The following is a 20,533-nucleotide window of genomic DNA, read 5'->3' as shown; positions in this document are numbered from 1 at the left end:
CTTCAAAGATATCATAAGTCAACACACCTCATCTTCAGGCCTGCTGCTTATGTCTTTTTTCCTCCGCATACATATAAACCGCCATCGCAAACAGCGGCATAATTTGCAGCCCTTTAAAGTTGATAATAAAAAACACCGCCAACAGAGAAAGCGCAAAAATCTTTATATCTTTACTACCAATATATTTCCCTGATAGCAGAACACCGAAAAGGAAATAGGTATTCAAGACTAGAAATACCGCAACCGACCCTACACCTGAAAAATAGAGAAGCCGCAGGTACCCCACGTCCGTTCCCATATAGAACCCAAGTTCAGACTCATCCTCAGAGTAGTATCTACCGTCCCCAAAAAGGTAAGTATCAACTGTACTGGGCAAAGCATACATTTCGGCCAATGAGTTCACACTGGCACTGCGCAACTCGCCATGACTCAGCAGGTTCCTAAAAACCTCAGTTGCCTCGTAGAATGGACCTTCGGTTACATAAAAACTCAGCCCTATCATTGCAACTACTGCCAACACCAGCACCGCTTTGAAGCCGATCCCTTTGCGAGCGGCGCCAAATATGCTAAAGGGAATAATTGCACTCCTGGCAACCGCCATAGCAACTGGAAACATCATGATCAAGACAATGTTCTTCCCAAATCCAGCAGGTGTCACCAGCAGGAAATAGAAAACTGCAATGATTAAAGTCAACGCACCATCGATATGAAACAAGCCGAATCCCAGACCACGCAATCCGAATACATGCTGAAATACATCAGCAGAGCGTGGCGAGATAAACCCTAACAGGAAATTATAAAAACCCTGATTAAAAATCGACACTAGGATCACAACACTTTGCAATGCCAGCCAGACGAGAAGAGCATTGGGTCGCAATTTGACAACCCGATAAACAACGTAACCGAAAAAAACATTAAGCAAGAGCTTTATCGAGACAACCAAATGAAAAAACAGATCTGCCGATGTACCGGATAAAGAGATCAGCGCGCCTCCTACCAGCCACCCGCCAAACAAGATCAACAATAGAACCGTGAAGGTGCCCTTTCTTGCCAAGTATCGTACGAAACCAAGCAAAAAAAAAGGAATCAAGAAAATAGCCATGGGCACTTCCGTACCGTATACACGAGGAAAGCCAATGACCAACAACAACACAGCTACAGCTACGGTTAACGACATACTTTCGCTTACCTCAACCTGCTGCCCCTCGCTTTTGTCTGACAAACCCACAGCCCCTTACCATCCATTTCAAATAACCCAAGGTCCGCTAACGAACCTTGGGCTCTTCAGCATCAATTTTTCAAGGATCCAGCCGCTGCTGCTGATAGATCCAGTCAACAATCTCCCCATCGGGAGCGTAACCGCTGACCGTCTCACGAAGCAGCTGTCGAACACGACCATAGTCATCAGCCTCGACTGCAGCCAAAATCTCTGTAAGCCGCTCTTTCAAGACATCCCACACAAGATAGTCTTCATTCGCGCTCATGATCATTGGATGCTGAGTTGCCACGACGTTATCCCCGATCAGCAACTCCTCATAGAGCTTTTCCCCAGGACGTAAACCACTGAACTCGATAGCGATGTCACCCCGTGGGCTCTTTTCGGAGCGAACGCTCAGCCCCGACAGATGAATCATTTTTTCTGCCAGCTCAACAATCCTGACCGGCTCCCCCATGTCCAGCACAAAGACGTCACCGCCGCGGCCCATAGACCCAGCCTGGATCACCAATTGAGCCGCTTCAGGAATAGTCATGAAGTACCGGGTTATCTTAGGATGGGTAACCGTCAGCGGACCGCCCGCCTTGATCTGCTTGTGAAAAAGAGGGATAACCGAGCCCGAAGAGCCCAGCACATTGCCAAAACGGACCATCGTGAATCGTGTTTTATTGACTTGGGAAACCTTGTGCGAATCCCCAAACAATACAGGTGCCAATTCACAACTGAGAGCCTGCAATGTCATTTCAGCCAGGCGCTTGGTACTTCCCATGACATTTGTCGGCCGAACGGCTTTATCTGTAGAGATAAGCACGAAATTCGAAACGCCGACCTGCAGCGCAGCCTGAGCAGTGTTCAATGTGCCAATCACATTGTTGAGCACGCCTTCTGCAATGTTGTGCTCTACCATGGGGACATGCTTATAGGCTGCGGCATGATAGACAGTGTCTACATGCCAAGTTCGCATGACTTCATAGAGCTGATGTTGATTTCTCACCGAACCAAGAATAGGCAACAAGCGCACTGAAAGTGACTCGCGCGAGACACGCTGCTCGAGTTCACTCAAGATAGAATAAAGGTTGTATTCGCTGTGTTCGAAGAGAATAAGAGTGATCGGACCAAGCATAAGAATTTGCCTGCACAGCTCCGAACCAATGGAACCTCCTGCTCCGGTAACAAGTATCGTCTGCCCTGCGATGCAACGTTGCAGCAACTCAGGTTGCGCTGGGACCGGGTCACGTCCGAGCAAGTCGGCAACATCTACCTCTTGAATATCGTCTACTTTGACTCGCCCACTCGCCAGATCCATAAAACCCGGAACACTGCGTACATGAATGGGAAAACGCTCAAGGAAGTCCAAAATTTCACGTCGACGACCACGAGCTGATGACGGAATCGCCAGCAGCACCTCTTGAGCGCCGGTCAAATCCAGCATCTGCTGAATATCCTTGGGTGCAAATACGTGCAGGCCGGAAATGACACGATCCGCAATACTGACGTCATCATCGATAAACGCCACAGGCCTCATTACCTTGGCCAGGCGTAAAGCCGCAACTAACTGATTACCTGCCGCCCCTGCGCCATAGACAGCAACTTTGAGCAGGCCATCATCACGCCGTGTAAATGGGACATGCTGAGCGGCAGCAAACCAGTCACCCAGAAAGTAATGCCGCATCGCCAAGCGCAGGCCTCCGATCAAAACAAGGCTCAACCACCAATAGTTGAAAATGATCGATCGCGGCACAACGTTTTGATGGTTACTGTACCAATACACCACCAACGCGAGAATAAGGGCGGAAAGCGAGACCGCTTTGCCAATAGCAATGAGCGCGTCATTACCAAAGTACCGCATTACCGCACGGTACATGCCAAAACGGACAAACAACGGTATGGCAACGATCGGAGCGCAGATAAACAGCCACAAATGGCTACCGAGCGGAGTGATCATCTCCTCCACGCCAAGACGGATCAAAAACGCCAAGTACAGTGCTAACCAGACCAGGAAAACGTCCGCAACGACCTGAAGAAGTCGCTTTTGCGGACGGGGCAGCTGGAGTAACCAGTTACGCATCATGACCGTTTACCTTTTCTATATAACCAAAAACACTATAAGCGATTTAGCGAGCAGCAGCTATATCAAGTCGCGCCCATACTTTCAGGCTTCTTTGCTGCCCGCCCTGAACTTAACGGCCAGAATACTCAATGGTAGATATGCGACCAACAGCCCTACACAACCATCCAGCATCCCCATCCCGACAAGCAACCCCACCGGCAGTAGCCAGAACAGATTGATTGCTGTCACCCACAACGTCACAGGCAGATGGCGCCCATACTGACGCGACGCAAACTGGTAAGCGTGGCTTCGATGGGCCTCATACACTTTCTCTCCGCGAAGCAACCGGCGCAACAGCGTCAACGTCGCATCAACGACAAAAATGCCCAGAAAAATCAACCAGCTCCAAAAAAACTGTGGAGAAACCCATGCCGCTTGCAACGCCATAAGCCCAAGCACGATACCGAGGTAGCCGCTTCCCGCATCCCCCATGAAAATCTTCGCTGGGGGAAAGTTCCAAACAAGGAACCCGGCCACCGCACAAGCAACTGTTGCCGGCAACCAGATATTCTCGTTCATTCCGGCTATCCCGTACAGCAGAGCTCCGCCCAAGCAGACGAAGATCGCTTCGACACTGGCAAGCCCGTCGATACCGTCCATGAAATTGTATAAATTCAGCACCCAAACCAGATAGACCGCTGCCAGTACATGCCCTAACCACGAAAGGTCTACAGAAAATCCAAACAATATCAGCGGCGGAAGCCCCCCAATCCACACCAGCCCCCAAATGGCAGCTGAAAAATGGCCGATTAGACGCCAACGCGCAGGGATGTGACCGTGATCATCAAGAAAGCCAATGACTGCGACAACCGCCCCCGTCCCAGAGAAAGCCATCACTTCGGACCAACTCAGGAACTCGTACCATCCAAGCAGCGGCAGCGCGAGGAGAGATACCAGGACGATTGAAAGCCCTCCACCGCGAGGCGTAGGAGTGGAATGAGAACTCCTGGCATTTGGAACATCAATCATGCTGGCGGCCAAAGCATAACGGCGCAATAGTTTAGTCAGCAGGTAGGTCAACGCGAAAACCGCAGGAAAAAGATACCAGAAGCTCATTTTTCTTTTTTGTCCATAAAGTGCCTTGCAGTCTCGCGCAAAGCGTCATCAACAGAAACTGGAGGTTCCCAGTTTAGTAGATTTCTTGTCTTATTAATATCTACCTCGAGAGAGCCGCAAAGACGTTGCGAGAGAGCGGGCTTTCTCAACAATCGAGCTGCAAAAACAAGGAAGGCCATTGGTACGGGCACCAACAATGCCTTTCGACCTAATGCACTAGCGGTTCTGCGTAGCAACTGTGTTGTCGAAAGACTTTCTCCATCACTGACAAGAAAAACCTGGTTAGCAGCAGCTGGATGCTGCATACAAATCCAAACCAAGTCAGACAGATTACCCAACGAAACCAGACTACGTTTATTATCTATTGAACCAAACGGCAGAGGAATGCGCTTGTACAGCCAGTTCATCATGGATTGAAAGTTGGCTTTGACGCCTGGACCGTAAATCAATGTTGGCCTGATGATGACTATTTCCATATTCGACCTTGTCGCCAGCTCAAGCAGTGCTTGCTCTGCTTCAAACTTCGACACACCGTACGGGTCCATAGGCGCGGGAACAGCATCCGCCGTGAACGGCTTACCAGGAAGGGTAAACTCCCCATTTACCTTTATCGAACTGATGAAAATAAAACGCCTTACGCCAGCCGACGCAGCCTGCCGGGCCAAATTCATCGTATCTTCGACATTAACCTTACGAAATTCTGAAAGTGGATCGGTGGCGACTTCGCTCATGACATGTACGCGTGCCGCAGCATGAATAACAACATCAACGCCACTGAGAACGGCCGATTGCCCGGCAAGCTCGGAAAGGTTACGAACAAAAATACTGTCTACCCTGGAAGGTAATGACGCTGGCGCCCCTCGATAAACAGCAAGAGGACGATACTTCGTCGAGGCTGACAACATCTTTACCAACGAACTTCCAACAAAGCCGCTGGCTCCCGTGACTAACACGTTGAGTCTTTCATCCATTTGCGCCCCTCCTACTTGAGAAAACTCTCGTATTTCTGAATAAGCAGTTTAGAGCATACCAACGAATCAAATTGTGCCTGCGCGCGCTGTTTAGCCTGCACCGACATTACGCCCAAACGGGCCTTGTCGTTAAGCAATGAAATAACAGCCTGTGCAAGTCGCTCTTCATCCATCACCGGCACCAGAAGCCCAGTTTCACCGTCGACAATTGCATCCGAGAGGCCATATATATCACTGCCCACCGTTGGAATGCCCATCGCAGCCGCCTCGATCACTACTGTTCCAAACCCTTCTCTATAACTTGGCAAACAGAGCAAGTCCGAAACTGCCATGTATTTTTCTGGCTCGTTCGAGAAGCCAACAATTCGAATGAAGGCACGACTCTTCGATGTTTTCAAGACGCCGGACAACCTTTCATCTTCCAAGGGCCCCACAATCAGCAAATAGGTATTAGCAACTGACTGAAGAACCTTTTCGAAAGCCCCTAGCAACTCATGAATACCTTTTTCTGGAGTCACACGCCCCACAAAAAGCAGAACATTTGCTTCAGGAGGTATAGCGAGCTCATTACGTATTACTAAACGCTCCGCATCCGTGTAGCGGCCGATACTAAAGCGTTTGGTGTCAACTCCTGCCAATGAGCCTTCACCTATAACCGAGAGCTTTTCGCTTCGAATAACACCAGAGCCTACAAGAAAATCCCGCTGACTCTTGCTATCGGTGTAATTATGTGTATTCAAGTACGATGTCAGCGTGTCACAGGCCTTGAGAATACGCCTTTTCAGCCCAGTCATCGTTACCCAAGGTTGACCAGTATATGTATGCAGGCGTACTGGCGTACGTGCCACCCAACCTGCGATAGCGCAGAGCAACCCTGCTTTTGGCGTCGTAGAGTGAACGATGTCAAACTTTTCTCGACGAAAGAGCACTATCAACCTGAACAAGCTAAGCAAATCTTTAGCCAAGTTGATCTCCCTGGAAATGTCGACAGGGAGAAATCGAACCTCCGCCAAAGCTTTCAAATTACTGCTCTGCTCATCGTTGCTGGCTACAACGCTGACCGAAGCCCCCGCGTCATGTAATTCCTTCAATTGAGCACTCAGCTGAGTGATCACAAAGAATGGAACCGTAGACACTCGGGCGATACGAATATTTTTAATAGACACTTTCCACCACCTTGCCAATCGACGACCTACGCGCCTTCAGATAGCGAACGAATTCTATCGCACCCTGATCGCAGGCCCGACCAACTTGCGCACCGATACAGCATCCAGAAAGCTGCGAATCCTAAAAAAACGAACATTCTTGAACAAGAATTTTACCGCAACGAAATTAGTCATCCTTATGGATTTAAGCATCGCAAGGAACGTAACAAGGAAATTTGAATACAGGTCACTTCGCAACTCAGGACACTGCTCAAAATAGTGATAAATATCACCAAAATAGAGATTATAAGACTTGTACTTTCCCGCACGACTCGACAAATAGGAAGCACCAGAAGTGTTACAACGATACATGACTAAACTTTTATTTATGTAGACACCTCGCCCGGCTGGAATCAACGAGTCGATCGCAAAAAACCACTCCATAAACTCTCGTTCAATTTTTGCCCGCCGTGAAGACTTCCTGTATGCATAGGAGCTATGCACCGCCGTCGTACCCCAGCGCGCAAGTTGCGACAACGAAAAAAAGGAGAACGCTTCGTTCGTTGTGCCGGGGTATAGCGTCTCGGAGCAATACGAGCGATCATCCGAAAAATAGGTAGCTTTATGGAAAACGATATTGACATCATCATGATTCGAAAAAATATCATACTGAGCCTGCAACTTTCCCGGCTCCATAATATCATCGCCATCAAAATGAAAAATAATGTCACCTGTTGCCGCCGCATGGACACCATGATAATTGAGTGCGGCCCCCACATTTTCGTCACGCAATATTAAATCAATACGCCCCGGGTGGCGCCTGCAATAGTCCCGAAGAATCTGTTGCGTAGTATCTTTCGAACAGTCATCCGAAACAATAATATCAAATTCAAAGTCGACCTGCTGCCCTAGAATACTGTCCAGACACTCTTCAATATAATCTTCCTGATTATAACAGGACACCACTACACTAGCCGACAGCATGAGAAGCCTCGCGTCTTTTTAAATAGACAAAAAAACCAATCAACATACAAAGAAAGTAGATGATATTCATTACCACATGAGCGTAAAATACTCCCTTAACCCCCCACCCCACGTTAATAGCTAACAGGCTAAGCGAGCAGAACATAAGGCCCTGTGTGATTTCACTAATTAAATACAGCTTTAGCGACGCCTTAGCCACAATGACGAAGGCAATAACGTAGCTAACCACACGAAAAAAATCGCCGGCCAGTTGATAACCTATCAGGTCTGACAACTCAAAGAACTCTGGCGACAGGAACAAGGGAATCAAGTTATCCCGCAGCACATAGAATGCCCCCCCCCCCACAAGGAAGACGCCCGCAGCGATGCGCATAAACTTGAATACCAGCCCCCCTATATAAGCGCTATCTTTCTGCGCTGAAACCAACGGCATAAAGTACGCTGCAAAAAACACCACAAAAAAGCCCATGTAGGCACTTGCCAATTTTATAGACGCCTGCCATATGCCAGCTGCCGCATAGCCCACCTCATGGACAAGCGCACTTCGAACAACGATTTCAACCAACGGAACACTTATCGCACCCACACAAGCCATCATAGAAAATGACATGAGCGATTTGAACTGCCCTCTATCAAAAGACCATCCCCTTATGTGTTGCTTAAGGGAAAAACGGTAATAGAAAAACAGTGCAGGAAAACTGTAAACTAAATAGAACAGCACCACAGAGATTGCAGCGCCCGCAAACTGGAAGTAGCGGATAAGAACCCAGGCAAGAGGGATAACCAAGAGATTACCAATAACCTGAATGAGTGCATAGGTCTTGGTATCATGTAGTCCGTTGGAGGTACCGGTAACAAGGTTACTGAAGGCAAACCCAAACTGCGCCACAGAAAGGATCAATATAATCCAGTAGTAACCCTCCTGCTTGAAGACGTAACCAGATATGGGTTTTGAGAACAGCACGCCCACAACAAAAACCAACAAACACATAAACAATGAGTAGGTTTTTGCCGCTGTAATAAATCTCACCAGCGCATGCGGTCGAAGCCGATACTCTGCAACGTATTTTATGACACCATTGACGATCCCTCCTCCTGCTAACAGCGCAAGAAAGGTAACTGCACTCATGAAGTTACCCAGCTGCCCCATTCCATCAACACCTAAATAGACAGCCACCAATTTTAAAAAAATAAAACCGATGGCGATCTTCGAAAGATGTGCGACGGACGTCAATGCGACACGATAAATCAAACGTCGGCGAGAAGAGATTGACGACATCTTACTTGGTATCACGACAAGATTCAAAAACCGCGTTTTTTACACAGTCTATGACGCATGAGACCTCTTTATCCGACATCCCAAACCAAATCGGCAGACGAACTAACCGCTCGCTCTCATTAGTGGTATGTCGATCAGAGCCGTGAAATCTTCCCAAATCTTTACCCGCGGGTGCCGAGTGCAAGGGGATATAGTGAAAAACCGCACCAACGCCTTGTTTTTTAAGCAAATCAATGACTTGGGTACGACAGTCGATGTCCTTGACCTTGATGTAAAACATATGAGCGTTCGCCACGCAATCTGTGGGAACGATTGGCATCTCAATCAGATTTTCTTCACACAGCGCAGTCAGCCCAGTGTAATAGCGCTGCCAAATAGATTGGCGCGCCTCGTTGATAACATCCGCTTTTTCTAACTGACCAAACAGATAGGCTGCCTGTAATTCACCTGGCAAGTAGCTGCTACCCACATCAACCCAAGTATACTTGTCGATCATGCCACGAAAGAATTGACTACGATTGGTTCCCTTTTCCCTAATAACCTCCGCTCGCTCAATGAACGACGGGTCATTAATCAAAAGCAGTCCACCCTCACCACCACTTGTATAGTTCTTTGTTTCATGAAAGCTAAACGCGGCCATATGCCCAATCGTCCCTAGCGGTCTCCCTTTATAGGTCGACATCATGCCCTGGGCCGCATCTTCGATAACATATAGATTGTGCCGCTCTGCGATGTCCATGATGACATCCATGTCACAGGAAACACCAGCGTAATGTACAGGCACAATAGCTTTAGTTTTATCTGTAATAGCAGCCTCGACAAGCTTCTCATCCATATTCATAGTATCTTTACGGATATCCACAAATACAATATTGGCTCCGCGCAGCACAAACGCATTCGCGGTACTCACGAATGTATAGCTAGGCATGATCACTTCATCACCCGGCCGGATATCAATCAATAGCGCGGCCATTTCCAACGCCTGAGTACACGAAGGCGTCAACAACGTTTTCTGACAATTGAAGCGTTTTTCAAACCACTGCTGGCAACGCCTACTGAACTCACCATCCCCCGACATCTTGTCGCTGCGCATCGCGGCAAGCACATAATCGTCTTCATTTCCAGTGTAGGGTGGTTTATTAAACGGTATCATTCATTGTTCCTCTAGAACATCCTGAGCTCGGCCAGCTAACCGGTGCCAATGCAGAACTGTGTTTGTAAACGTATCACTGCCGCACACCGTCCCATGCCCAGATATCAACACGAGCCCAGGCCTGACAAGAATCGGGGGCGATGGAGGAAAAACCGCAGCCAGGAAGCTAGCTAATAGAAACTCAGGCAGCCGACGCAGAATCCTTCCGGCATTGTGAGCCTCCTTTCAAGCAGCAGCTCTCGACCATGGTGCATGACGAGAAATTATACCGTGCTTAGCGGCATTTTTATATTCTTGTCATGAGCTTTTAGCCGCTCCCAGCCTGCAGGCAAATCGGGAGCAGTGGAGTATCCGAGCCATGAACCTCACCTATCGCCAGATTTGCTTCCTGTTTACTCCGGCATTTCTGGTGAGCAGTTACACGACAGCAACGCTTCATAGCCAACACCCGAGAGCATGCGGTAATCGCTCCAGTGCATGGTGCAGCCACCCTACGGGGCTCCTGGCAGTTGACCTTGGCTATCTTGACCAGACTGTAGATTTGGGCGTTGGCATACCGTTCAGGCGACGAGCCTTGGAGTCAATCCTAGATGAGGCCGGTTGCGCCAGAGGCCAAGGCCATCGAGCAACCAGCTCAGTTCCTTGACCGCCTACACAATGGCCTCGGAGGCGGCATCGGGTGATGTTTAACACGCCCAGACTCCAAGCACTTGAGCCAAAGACAGAAGCCGTTGCGCTCCCAGTAGAGGATTTTCACCCGGTTGCGGTGGTGACTCAGGAAAACAAAAAGCACCGGGTCGAACACTGCGACTTCGATATCCAACTCAACCAGAGCAGCCAAGCCGTCGATGGACTTTCAAAAGCCCACGGGCCTAGGATAGAGATACACTTTCGGGGGGTTGACCAAGAACACTGCGCCGATTGTAACGCTGTTCGCCCTGTCGACCCCGTGGATGGCGTGTCGACATTTGCTGTCGAGCACAGGAGAGGCGCACCTGTAATTCGGGAAATGGCTACTACAGAGCACCTTGACGCGACCAAGAATCGTGAAAATGAAGGAGACAGGTGAAATTTCGACATGCCTTGTTTCTGAGAAATGCTGACGGCTCGCCAGCCGGGAAATACCCGGATATTTCAGAGCCTCCAGGCACTACAACTCACTCCATTTCTCAAACTAAGAAACTTTAACTTAATTTACATCCTTAAATAACGCCCCTGCTCTATACATTAGCCTTGAGCGAATCCAATTTAAGGCATCACGATCGACACTCGATCAACTCCGACCCACTGCTTCACCGAGTGCTTTATCAGCCCTTGATTTCGTAATCACAAACAACACAATAGTGTTTTTTGCACCCGACGGCCCCTACCAAGCCCCCAACTCATCCGAACGCACAACGGGTGACGGGGGGGGGGGGACCATTCAAACCGAGGCATACTGTAACCAAGAACTAATAATCGCCAGTTGAGCAACTAAAATTATTATTTTTTCCATGAATCGCCCCTACTTTTAAACGCCAGGGGCGTATCAGTCGTCTACTAACAATCGAGACCGAAGTCCTTCTTGCCATCGGCCCTCTTGGTTACAACAGCGAATCCTCTCTCCTGCCCGCACTCGTTGCAGACCTAGCCTGCTATAACCAGCCTTTTTCTATAGAAGTACCGGGCAAGTGCACACGCCACCCCCACAATAAAGCCGACCAAGAGGCCAAGCGCAAGAAGAAGACTTACTCGCGGCTTTACCGGACTACTAGGTTGCTCGATGCTTCCATCCACCCGATAAACAGACACATCTTTGGGAACGACATCCAAGCCCTTATAAAATGCGTACCTCTCTTGAAGTCCACGGAGACTCTCCAGGAAAGGATCATCCGATTTTCTCTGTTCCAGATTATGGATCTCGGCACGTAATGCCTGTGCGCCTCGCATATAGACCAACTGCCCGCTCATACTTGCTGTCAACTCAGCTGATAGCGCCCCACCTATAATGGGTGGCTTTTCCAGGCCGACAGCCTCAGCCACGCGCAACGCTTCTTTAAGCTGAATGATCAAATTCTCTCGAGTTTTCTGGCCACTTTCACGCACTGTATTAATCTGCTGACGTAAATTGCGAGCACGGACGGCTGCTTCGTCAATTACATTTTTTATCAGCTCCAATGTAGCGACATCCTTCGCTTTTTCAGCATAAGTACGAGCCCATGCCACCGCAGTCGCAGGGTCAGTATTACGCACAGTCAGCACATACAGGTCGGGGGACTGCTTACTTTTTTGACTAACAAACACGTCATCCGAAAAGTCATCATACAGCTTCTCTCTTGCCTTATTCCGCCTCCCCTCCGCTAACGCAGGGAGGTAGTACGCTTCAAAAAAATCTGACCGAAGCGACTCAGCCTGCAAGCTCCGCAAAAAAACATCATATACATCTTTAACTGTATAAGGCTCCAGCCCTGACCCCTCGGTTCGACCATAGTTAAAATTGGCGATCCCACTGGCTGTTGGCGGAATAACAAATAGCTTGACCTCATAAACCGGCTTGGCAAAAAAAACATAAACAGCCGCGATCACAATAAAAATGGTTGTTACGAACAGGATCAACCATTTTTGCGCGTACAACCCACGAAGCACCTCAAAGAGATCAACATCATCAGGCCTAGAACCACTGGCATTTCTATACATTTATAATCTGTCCTATTCGGCTGTACTGCCTTCTTATTCCAGCGCTTCAAAAAATAGCTTACGTCATATTTTAGCCAGGCGATTCACATTAAGCAAAAGCTAGAGCAAGACACTTCCCACTACAAAGCACCAGGCCATTCAAATATTTCCACAAGGACTAAATTAAATTTTTTGAGCTTGCGTACACCCCAGAATTCCTTCTTGAAAAGAATCGCACACCCAGCGTTAGCAAAGGACCTATTCCGAGCCCGACCATCAGGGGAACAAGAACCAAAACCGATAAAGGCAACTGTGGTAATTCCCACCCGATAAATTTAAGCGGAATTAACTGCTGATTTTCCAACACAAACACCACCACCACCGCCATGATCAATAGCAAGAATACGACCAAAACCAAGAGTTTAAAGTTCCGCACAGCGACTTCCTCTCATCCGACAACCTAAACGTGCCCTTCTTCCTCATTCACCCGATCCCGCAACTCCTTGCCTGGCTTGAAGTGTGGCACAAACTTGCCATCCAGGCTGACGGACTGGCCGGTTTTCGGGTTGCGGCCTACGCGGGGGGCGCGGTAATGCAGGGAGAAGCTGCCGAAGCCGCGGATTTCAATGCGGTCGCCAGTAGCCAGGCATTGGGACATCTGCTCAAGCATGGTCTTGATGGCCAGCTCGACATCCTTGGATGAGAGCAGCCCTTGATGGGTGACAATACGTTCGATCAGCTCCGACTTCGTCATATTTTTCCCTTCTTTATCAAGCAGCTAGATCATTGCTTCGTTGTTTTTAGCACGACCTGAGGGATTTGAACAGGGCGGTTCTTGACTTAATCGGATTCTCAAAAAATGGGCGTAGGACAAATGTATAGTGGCGCTTTACCACTGCCCCCGGCAAAGCGCGCTGGCACAAGGGTTCCAGCCGCAACAAGAAATCGCAGGCACAAAAAAGGGCGACCGAAGTCGCCCTTTTTTAAACACCAGCAGAACTTAGTTCTGTTTGGCCATTGCCTGACGCAGCAGCGCAGCCATGGTGGTGTCAGCAGCTTCCGCAGGAGCTTCTTTCAGGCTCTGGATAGCTTCTTTCTCTTCAGCGTCGTCTTTCGACTTGATCGACAGCTGGATGACGCGCGATTTGCGGTCAACGCTGATGATCTTCGCTTCGATCTCTTCGCCTTCTTTCAGGACGTTACGCGCGTCTTCAACGCGGTCACGGCTGATTTCAGAAGCTTTCAGAGTGGCTTCGATGTCGTCGGCCAGGGTGATGATGGCGCCTTTGGCGTCAACTTCTTTTACAACACCCTTAACGATTGCACCCTTGTCGTTAGCAGCAACGTACTCGGAGAACGGATCGCTTTCCAGCTGCTTGATACCCAGGGAGATGCGCTCGCGCTCTGGGTCAACAGACAGGATGACGGTGTCCAGCTCGTCGCCCTTCTTGAAGCGACGTACGGCTTCTTCGCCGACTTCGTTCCAGGAGATGTCCGACAGGTGAACCAGGCCGTCGATGCCGCCGTCCAGACCAATGAAGATACCGAAATCGGTGATCGACTTGATGGTGCCGGAGATCTTGTCGCCCTTGTTGAACTGGCCAGAGAAGTCTTCCCATGGGTTGGACTTGCACTGTTTGATGCCCAGGGAGATACGACGACGCTCTTCGTCGATGTCCAGAACCATGACTTCCACTTCGTCGCCGACTTGTACGACTTTCGAAGGGTGGATGTTCTTGTTGGTCCAGTCCATTTCGGAAACGTGTACCAGGCCTTCCACGCCTTCTTCCAGCTCTGCGAAGCAGCCGTAGTCGGTCAGGTTGGTAACACGCGCCATGACGCGGGTGCTTTCTGGGTAACGAGCCTTGATAGCAACCCATGGGTCTTCACCCAGTTGCTTCAGACCCAGGGATACACGGTTACGCTCGCGATCGTACTTCAGAACCTTGACATCGATCTCGTCGCCAACGTTGACGATTTCCGATGGGTGCTTGATACGCTTCCAAGCCATGTCGGTGATGTGCAGCAGACCATCAACGCCGCCCAGGTCAACGAATGCGCCGTAGTCGGTGAGGTTCTTGACGATACCTTTGACTTGCTGGCCTTCCTGCAGGGATTCCAGCAGAGCTTCGCGCTCGGCGCTGTTCTCGGCTTCCAGGACGCTGCGACGGGAAACGACAACGTTGTTGCGCTTCTGGTCCAGTTTGATGACCTTGAATTCCAGCTCTTTGCCTTCCAGGTGGGTGGTGTCGCGCACTGGGCGGACATCAACCAGGGAACCAGGCAGGAACGCACGGATACCGTTAACGTCGACAGTGAAGCCGCCTTTAACCTTACCGTTGATAACGCCCTTGACCACTTCTTCGGCGGCGAAAGCTGCTTCCAGAACAATCCAGCACTCGGCGCGCTTGGCTTTTTCACGGGACAGTTTGGTTTCGCCAAAGCCGTCTTCGACCGCGTCCAGCGCAACGTGAACTTCGTCACCGACCTTGATGGTCAGCTCGCCAGCTTCGTTGTAGAACTGCTCGAGCGGGATGACGCCCTCGGACTTCAGGCCAGCATGTACGGTAACCCAGTCGCCGTCGATGTCGACAACGATACCGGTGATGATCGCACCCGGCTGAAGATTGAGGGTTTTCAGGCTTTCTTCAAAGAGTTCTGCAAAGCTTTCGCTCATTTTAATTCCTGTAGATTAGGGCGGGACATACGCCCATCAGCCACATTCCAGACAATGTGGGTTTCGTTCATATAAAGGAAAGCCGACAGGACGTTGACTGGTGCCCCTGCCTGCCTTCCTGGTCATCAGGCGATATCGCGCAGGGCGATCTCGCTCTTGATGCGTTGCAACACCTGCTCGATGGACAACTCCGTGGAATCCAGCTGGATCGCATCGGCCGCCGGTTTGAGCGGGGCCACTGCGCGCTGGGTGTCGCGCTCATCACGCGCACGAATCTCATCTAGCAGACTCGACAGACTAACATCTTCGCCCTTGGCCTTCAACTGCAAGTAACGGCGACGGGCACGTTCCTCGGCGCTGGCGGTCAGAAATACCTTGAGCGGTGCGTCCGGGAACACCACGGTGCCCATGTCGCGACCATCGGCAATCAGCCCCGGCGCTTCCTGGAACGCCCGCTGGCGTTGCAGCAGGGCTTCGCGCACCGCCGGCAGCGAGGCGACCATGGAGGCGCCGGCACCCACGGTTTCGGTACGGATGACATTGCTGACATCCTCGCCTTCAAGAATGATCTGCTGCAGCTTGCCCGGCTCGGCGGCGATGAACTGCACATCCAGGTGGGCAGCGATCTTGACCAGCAGCTCTTCATTGGTCAGGTCGACACCGTGGTTGCTGGCGGCAAAGGCCAGCAAGCGGTATAGCGCGCCCGAATCCAGCAGCTTCCACCGAAGCTCCCGAGCCAGCAGGCCGGCAACGGTACCCTTGCCCGAACCGCTTGGTCCGTCGATGGTGATGACCGGTGCGTTGGAGTTCACGACTTGCCCTCTTCTGCCACGCGGATACCGACTTCGGCGCACAGGGCGAGGAAGTTCGGGAACGAGGTCGCGACGTTGGCGCAGTCATGGATACGGATCGGTGCCGTAGCGCGCAACGAGGCAACGCTGAAAGCCATGGAAATGCGATGGTCGCCATGACCGTGCACTTCACCGCCACCGATCACGCCGCCGTCGATGATGATACCGTCCGGGGTCGGCTCGCACTTCACGCCCAGGGCCAGCAGGCCGTCGGCCATGACCTGGATGCGATCGGATTCCTTGACCCGCAGCTCTTCGGCGCCGCGCAGCACGGTACGGCCTTCGGCACAGGCGGCAGCGACGAACAGCACCGGGAACTCGTCGATGGCCAGCGGCACCAGATGCTCGGGGATCTCGATACCCTTGAGTTTAGCCCCGCACACGCGCAGGTCAGCCACTGGCTCGCCGCCGACCTCACGCTGGTTCTCCAGGGTGATGTCGCCGCCCATCAGGCGCAGGATGTCGATGACGCCGGTGCGGGTCGGGTTGATGCCGACGTGCTCGAGCAGCAGCTCGGAACCTTCGGCGATCGACGCCGCCACCAGGAAGAAAGCTGCCGAGGAAATGTCCGCTGGCACTTCGATATGAGTTGCCGTCAGCTTGCCGCCGGATTCCAGCGAAGCCGTAGGACCGTCGACTTTAACGCTGTAGCCGAAACCGCGGAGCATGCGCTCGGTGTGGTCACGGGTTGGCGCAGGCTCGGTGACAGTGGTCTTGCCCTGGGCATACAGGCCGGCCAGCAGCAGGCAGGATTTGACCTGGGCACTGGCCATCGGCAACGTGTAGGTCAAGGCCTTGAGCGTGTGGCCGCCACGGATGGTCATCGGCGGACGACCTTCAGCGGCGGTTTCGATCACTGCGCCCATTTCCCGCAGCGGGTTGGCCACGCGATTCATCGGCCGCTTGGACAGCGAGGCATCGCCAGTCAACACGGTGTCAAACGGCTGCGCGGCCAGCAGGCCGGAGAGCAGGCGCATCGAGGTACCGGAGTTGCCCAGGTAGATCGGGCCCGGTGGCGGCTTCAGACCATTAAGGCCAACGCCGTGGATGGTCACCCGGCCATGGTGCGGGCCTTCGATGACCACACCCATGTCACGGAAGGCCTGCAGGGTCGCCAGGGCGTCTTCGCCCTCGAGGAAACCTTCCACTTCGGTGGTGCCTTCGGCCAGGGAGCCGAGCATGATCGAGCGATGGGAAATCGATTTGTCACCTGGTACACGAATACGGCCAGACACGCGGCCACCAGGATTTGCCAGGAAAATCAGGTCGTTGGAGTTCATAGCGTCCACATAGGCCCGGCGGGCCAGGATTTTACTGAAATGCTCGCGGGCAACACGGGCGCGAGTGAAGACGCCCAGCAGTTGATGCCCATCCCCTGCATCGACCGCGTCGCGCAAGGCGTCGAGATCGCTGCGAAATGTATCGAGTGTGCGCAGGACAGCTTCGCGGTTGGCGAGAAAGATGTCGTGCCACATGACCGGGTCGCTTCCGGCGATTCTCGTGAAATCGCGGAAGCCTCCGGCAGCGTAACGGAAGATATCGAGGTTTTCATTGCGCTTGGCCAGGGAATCGACCAAGCCGAAGGCCAGCAGGTGTGGCAAGTGGCTGGTAGCGGCCAGGACTTCGTCATGGCGCTCGACCTGCATGTGCTCGACATCGGCCTCCAGCGCACGCCAGAGCTGATCGACCAGCGCCAGGGCAGCCGGATCGGTTTCGGCCAGCGGTGTAAGAATGACTTTGTGGCGGCGGAACAGAGAAGCATTGGAAGCCTCCACCCCGCTCTGCTCGGAGCCGGCAATCGGATGGCCAGGCACGAAACGCGGCAAACGCCCGGCAAGGGCCTCGCGGGCTGCGCGCACGACATTGCCCTTGGCACTGCCGACGTCGGTCAGCACCGCCTGCCCCAGATCGAGCCGAGCCAGGCGGGTGAGGAGTTTTTCCATGGCCAGGATCGGCACGGCAAGCTGAATGACATCGGCGCCGACGCAGGCGACGGCGAGATCTTCTTCGCAGCGGTCGACCACGCCCAGTTCCACCGCCAGCTTGCGCGACTGCGGGTCAAGGTCGACACCGACTACTTCGCGGCACAGGCCGCTTTCACGCAAGCCTTTGGCGAAGGACCCGCCAATCAGGCCCAACCCGACTACCACCAGGCGACCGATGACCGGCCCAGGCTTGTTTACCACGACTTCACCCACGGAGCTGGACCCTGTTCAAAACTGCATGCACGCCATTCATAGCCTCAGAGTACCGCTTTCGGGTAGGAACCCAGCACCTTCAGGGCCACGGCTTCCTGGCTGATCTGCTCGAGCACGGCCTTGATCAGCGGATCGCGGTGGTGGCCGACGAAATCGATGAAGAACACGTAGGTCCATTTGCCGCTGCGCGACGGACGGGTCTCGATACGGGTCAGGTCGATACCGTTCTCGTGGAACGGCACCAGCAACTCGTGCAAAGCGCCCGGCTTGTTGCTCATGGAGACAATGATCGAGGTCTTGTCGTCGCCGGTCGGCGGTACTTCCTGGTTACCGATCATCAGGAAGCGCGTGGAGTTGTCCGGACGGTCCTCGATCTTCTCGGCCAGACGGCTCAGGCCGTACAGGCCCGCCGCCATGTCGCCGGCGATGGCCGCCGAGTTCCACTCGCCCTTGACCCGCTTGGCCGCTTCGGCGTTGCTCGACACCGCCACGCGCTCGACATTCGGGTAGTGGGCATCCAGCCACTTGCGGCACTGGGCCAGCGACTGGGCGTGGGAGTAGATACGGCTGATGCTGTCGGTCTTGGTGTTCTCACCCACCAGCAGGTGGTGGTGAATGCGCAGCTCGACTTCGCCGCAGATCACCATGTCATGCTCGAGGAAGCTGTCGAGGGTGTGGTTGACCGCACCTTCGGTGGAATTTTCCACCGGCACCACGCCAAAGTTGACGGCACCGGCCGCCACTTCACGGAACACTTCGTCGATCGCCGCCATCGGCTTGCTGATCACCGCATGGCCGAAATGCTTCATTGCCGCAGCCTGGGTAAAGGTACCCTCAGGGCCGAGGTAAGCGATCTTGAGCGGCTGCTCCAGAGCCAGGCACGACGACATGATTTCGCGGAACAAGCGCGCCATCTCTTCGTTGCCCAGTGGCCCCTGGTTGCGCTGCATGACGCGCTTGAGCACCTGCGCCTCCCGCTCGGGGCGGTAGAACACCGGCGTCTCGCCTTCGGCCAGGGTCGCGGTCTTGACCCGCGCCACTTCCTGCGCGCAACGGGCGCGGTCACTGATCAGCTCGAGGATCTTCTCGTCGAGGCTGTCAATGCGCACCCGCAGCGCCTTGAGTTCCTGCTCCGACATCAGCCGTGCTCCTTCTCGAATTCAGCCATGTAGGCAACCAGCGCTTCGACGGCGTCCAGGCCCAGGGCGTTGTAGATCGAGGCGCGCATGCCGCCAACCGAACGGTGACCCTTGAGGTTGAGCAGGCCACGGGCATCGGCGCCAGCGAGGAAGGCTTTGTCCAGACGCTCGTCAGCCAGGCGGAACGGCACGTTCATCCACGAACGGGCGTTGACGCTGATCGGGTTGGTGTAGAAGTCGCTGTTGTCGATGAAGCCGTACAGACGGTCCTTCTTGGCCCGGTTGCGCTGCTCCATGGCCTCGACGCCGCCCTGCTCTTTCAGCCACTCGAAGACCAGCCCGGACAGGTACCAGGAATAGGTCGCCGGAGTGTTGTACATCGAGCCGTTGTCGGCCGCGACCTTGTAGTCGAGCATGGTCGGGCAGCTGCTGCGGGCACGGCCGAGCAGGTCTTCACGGACGATCACCACCACCAGGCCGCTCGGACCGATGTTCTTCTGGGCACCCGCATAGATCAGGCCGAAGTCGGAGACGTCAACCGGACGCGAGAGGATGTCCGACGACATGTCGACCACCAGCGGTACGTCACCGGTCTGCGGCACCCAGTCGAACTCCAGACCACCGATGGTCTCGTTCGAGGCGTAGTGCACATAGGCGGCGCTCTTGCTCAGGTTCCATTCGTTCTGGCCAGGGATGGCCAGGTAGTCGTAAGCCTTGGCGCTGGCAGCAACGTTGATGTTGCCGTAGCGACGGGCTTCCTCGATGGCCTTTTTCGACCAGATACCGGTTTCGATATAGTCGGCAGTGCCGTCTTCAGGCAGCAGGTTGAGCGGGATTTCAGCGAATTGCTGGCTCGCGCCGCCCTGCAGGAACAGCACCTTGTAATTGGAAGGAATGGACATCAGGTCGCGCAGATCCTGCTCGGCCTTCTCGGCGATCGCCACGTAGTCGTCGCTACGGTGACTCATCTCCATCACCGACAGGCCTTTGCCACGCCAGTTCAGCATTTCAGCCTGGGCGCGCTGCAGTACAGCGTCAGGGAGCGCAGCAGGGCCTGCGCAGAAGTTAAAGGCTCGTTTGCTCACATCCACTCTCGCTC

At 53.0% G+C, this 20,533-nt stretch carries 16 protein-coding genes and 1 pseudogene; 1 reads left to right on the top strand and 16 read right to left on the bottom strand.

The genetic code is table 11. The features are described 5' to 3' along the window. Positions 1 to 34: 34 nt before the first annotated feature. The 9 genes from CCOS864_RS08030 to tnpB all read right to left on the bottom strand — a co-directional run bounded on the left by CCOS864_RS08030 (position 35) and on the right by tnpB (position 10,719). A complete protein-coding gene (locus CCOS864_RS08030; RefSeq protein WP_148708519.1) occupies positions 35 to 1,222 on the bottom strand; it encodes a hypothetical protein in 1,188 nt (395 codons plus the stop codon). Positions 1,223 to 1,298: 76 nt separating this feature from the next. After that, a complete protein-coding gene (locus CCOS864_RS08025) occupies positions 1,299 to 3,287 on the bottom strand; it encodes a polysaccharide biosynthesis protein (RefSeq protein WP_115085837.1) in 1,989 nt (662 codons plus the stop codon). A gap of 81 nt (positions 3,288 to 3,368) precedes the next feature. After that, positions 3,369 to 4,382, bottom strand: a complete 1,014-nt coding sequence (locus CCOS864_RS08020; protein ID WP_115085836.1) for an MraY family glycosyltransferase — start codon at positions 4,380 to 4,382, stop codon at positions 3,369 to 3,371. Further along, positions 4,379 to 5,353 carry a UDP-glucose 4-epimerase family protein gene (locus tag CCOS864_RS08015; RefSeq protein WP_115085835.1) on the bottom strand — a complete coding sequence of 325 codons (975 nt, stop codon included), beginning with the start codon at positions 5,351 to 5,353 and terminating at the stop codon, positions 4,379 to 4,381. The genes CCOS864_RS08020 and CCOS864_RS08015 overlap by 4 nt, the downstream gene beginning before the upstream one ends. An 11-nt stretch (positions 5,354 to 5,364) precedes the next feature. Next, the gene (locus tag CCOS864_RS08010; protein ID WP_115085834.1) at positions 5,365 to 6,519 is read right to left on the bottom strand and encodes a glycosyltransferase family 4 protein; all 1,155 of its coding nucleotides are present in this window, start codon (positions 6,517 to 6,519) and stop codon (positions 5,365 to 5,367) included. A 54-nt stretch (positions 6,520 to 6,573) separates the two neighbouring features. Next, a complete protein-coding gene (locus CCOS864_RS08005; protein WP_115085833.1) occupies positions 6,574 to 7,482 on the bottom strand; it encodes a glycosyltransferase in 909 nt (302 codons plus the stop codon). Further along, on the bottom strand, positions 7,469 to 8,761 hold the full coding sequence (locus CCOS864_RS08000) for an O-antigen translocase (RefSeq protein ID WP_115085832.1): 1,293 nt from the start codon (positions 8,759 to 8,761) through the stop codon (positions 7,469 to 7,471). Before CCOS864_RS08000 ends, CCOS864_RS08005 begins: the two co-directional genes overlap by 14 nt. 1 nt (position 8,762) lies before the next feature. After that, positions 8,763 to 9,914: a dTDP-4-amino-4,6-dideoxygalactose transaminase gene (rffA, locus tag CCOS864_RS07995; protein ID WP_115085831.1), complete on the bottom strand. Its 1,152-nt coding sequence runs from the start codon at positions 9,912 to 9,914 to the stop codon at positions 8,763 to 8,765. A gap of 634 nt (positions 9,915 to 10,548) precedes the next feature. Further along, positions 10,549 to 10,719 carry an IS66 family insertion sequence element accessory protein TnpB gene (gene tnpB, locus CCOS864_RS28375; protein WP_338068369.1) on the bottom strand — a complete coding sequence of 57 codons (171 nt, stop codon included), beginning with the start codon at positions 10,717 to 10,719 and terminating at the stop codon, positions 10,549 to 10,551. 85 nt (positions 10,720 to 10,804) lie between these two features. Here tnpB and CCOS864_RS28370 point away from each other — a divergent pair. Further along, a pseudogene (locus CCOS864_RS28370) lies at positions 10,805 to 10,915 on the top strand (IS5/IS1182 family transposase); the annotation flags it as partial. A 625-nt stretch (positions 10,916 to 11,540) separates the two neighbouring features. On the opposite strand, the gene CCOS864_RS07985 reads toward CCOS864_RS28370, so the two are convergent. From CCOS864_RS07985 to serC, 7 genes are all read right to left on the bottom strand, one after another. After that, complete coding sequence (locus tag CCOS864_RS07985; RefSeq protein ID WP_115085830.1) at positions 11,541 to 12,590, bottom strand: LPS O-antigen chain length determinant protein WzzB; 1,050 nt, start codon at positions 12,588 to 12,590, stop codon at positions 11,541 to 11,543. Positions 12,591 to 13,029: 439 nt separating this feature from the next. After that, complete coding sequence (gene ihfB, locus CCOS864_RS07975; protein ID WP_115085828.1) at positions 13,030 to 13,323, bottom strand: integration host factor subunit beta; 294 nt, start codon at positions 13,321 to 13,323, stop codon at positions 13,030 to 13,032. A 246-nt stretch (positions 13,324 to 13,569) separates the two neighbouring features. Continuing rightward, positions 13,570 to 15,246, bottom strand: coding sequence for a 30S ribosomal protein S1 (gene rpsA / locus CCOS864_RS07970; protein ID WP_115085827.1), 1,677 nt, complete (start codon positions 15,244 to 15,246; stop codon positions 13,570 to 13,572). A gap of 125 nt (positions 15,247 to 15,371) precedes the next feature. Continuing rightward, positions 15,372 to 16,058: a (d)CMP kinase gene (gene cmk / locus CCOS864_RS07965; protein WP_115085826.1), complete on the bottom strand. Its 687-nt coding sequence runs from the start codon at positions 16,056 to 16,058 to the stop codon at positions 15,372 to 15,374. After that, entirely contained in the window at positions 16,055 to 18,295 is a 2,241-nt protein-coding gene (locus CCOS864_RS07960; protein WP_208644360.1) for a bifunctional prephenate dehydrogenase/3-phosphoshikimate 1-carboxyvinyltransferase, read from the bottom strand. The genes cmk and CCOS864_RS07960 overlap by 4 nt, the downstream gene beginning before the upstream one ends. A gap of 44 nt (positions 18,296 to 18,339) precedes the next feature. After that, the gene (gene pheA, locus CCOS864_RS07955; protein WP_115085825.1) at positions 18,340 to 19,434 is read right to left on the bottom strand and encodes a prephenate dehydratase; all 1,095 of its coding nucleotides are present in this window, start codon (positions 19,432 to 19,434) and stop codon (positions 18,340 to 18,342) included. After that, entirely contained in the window at positions 19,434 to 20,519 is a 1,086-nt protein-coding gene (serC, locus tag CCOS864_RS07950) for a 3-phosphoserine/phosphohydroxythreonine transaminase (RefSeq protein ID WP_167458867.1), read from the bottom strand. Before serC ends, pheA begins: the two co-directional genes overlap by 1 nt. Positions 20,520 to 20,533: the final 14 nt, after the last annotated feature.

The sequence above is a fragment of the Pseudomonas wadenswilerensis genome, from assembly GCF_900497695.1.
GTDB lineage: Bacteria > Pseudomonadota > Gammaproteobacteria > Pseudomonadales > Pseudomonadaceae > Aquipseudomonas > Aquipseudomonas wadenswilerensis.
The sequence above is the reverse complement of the archived record's forward strand: the minus strand, read 5'-3'. Positions and strand labels throughout refer to the sequence as shown.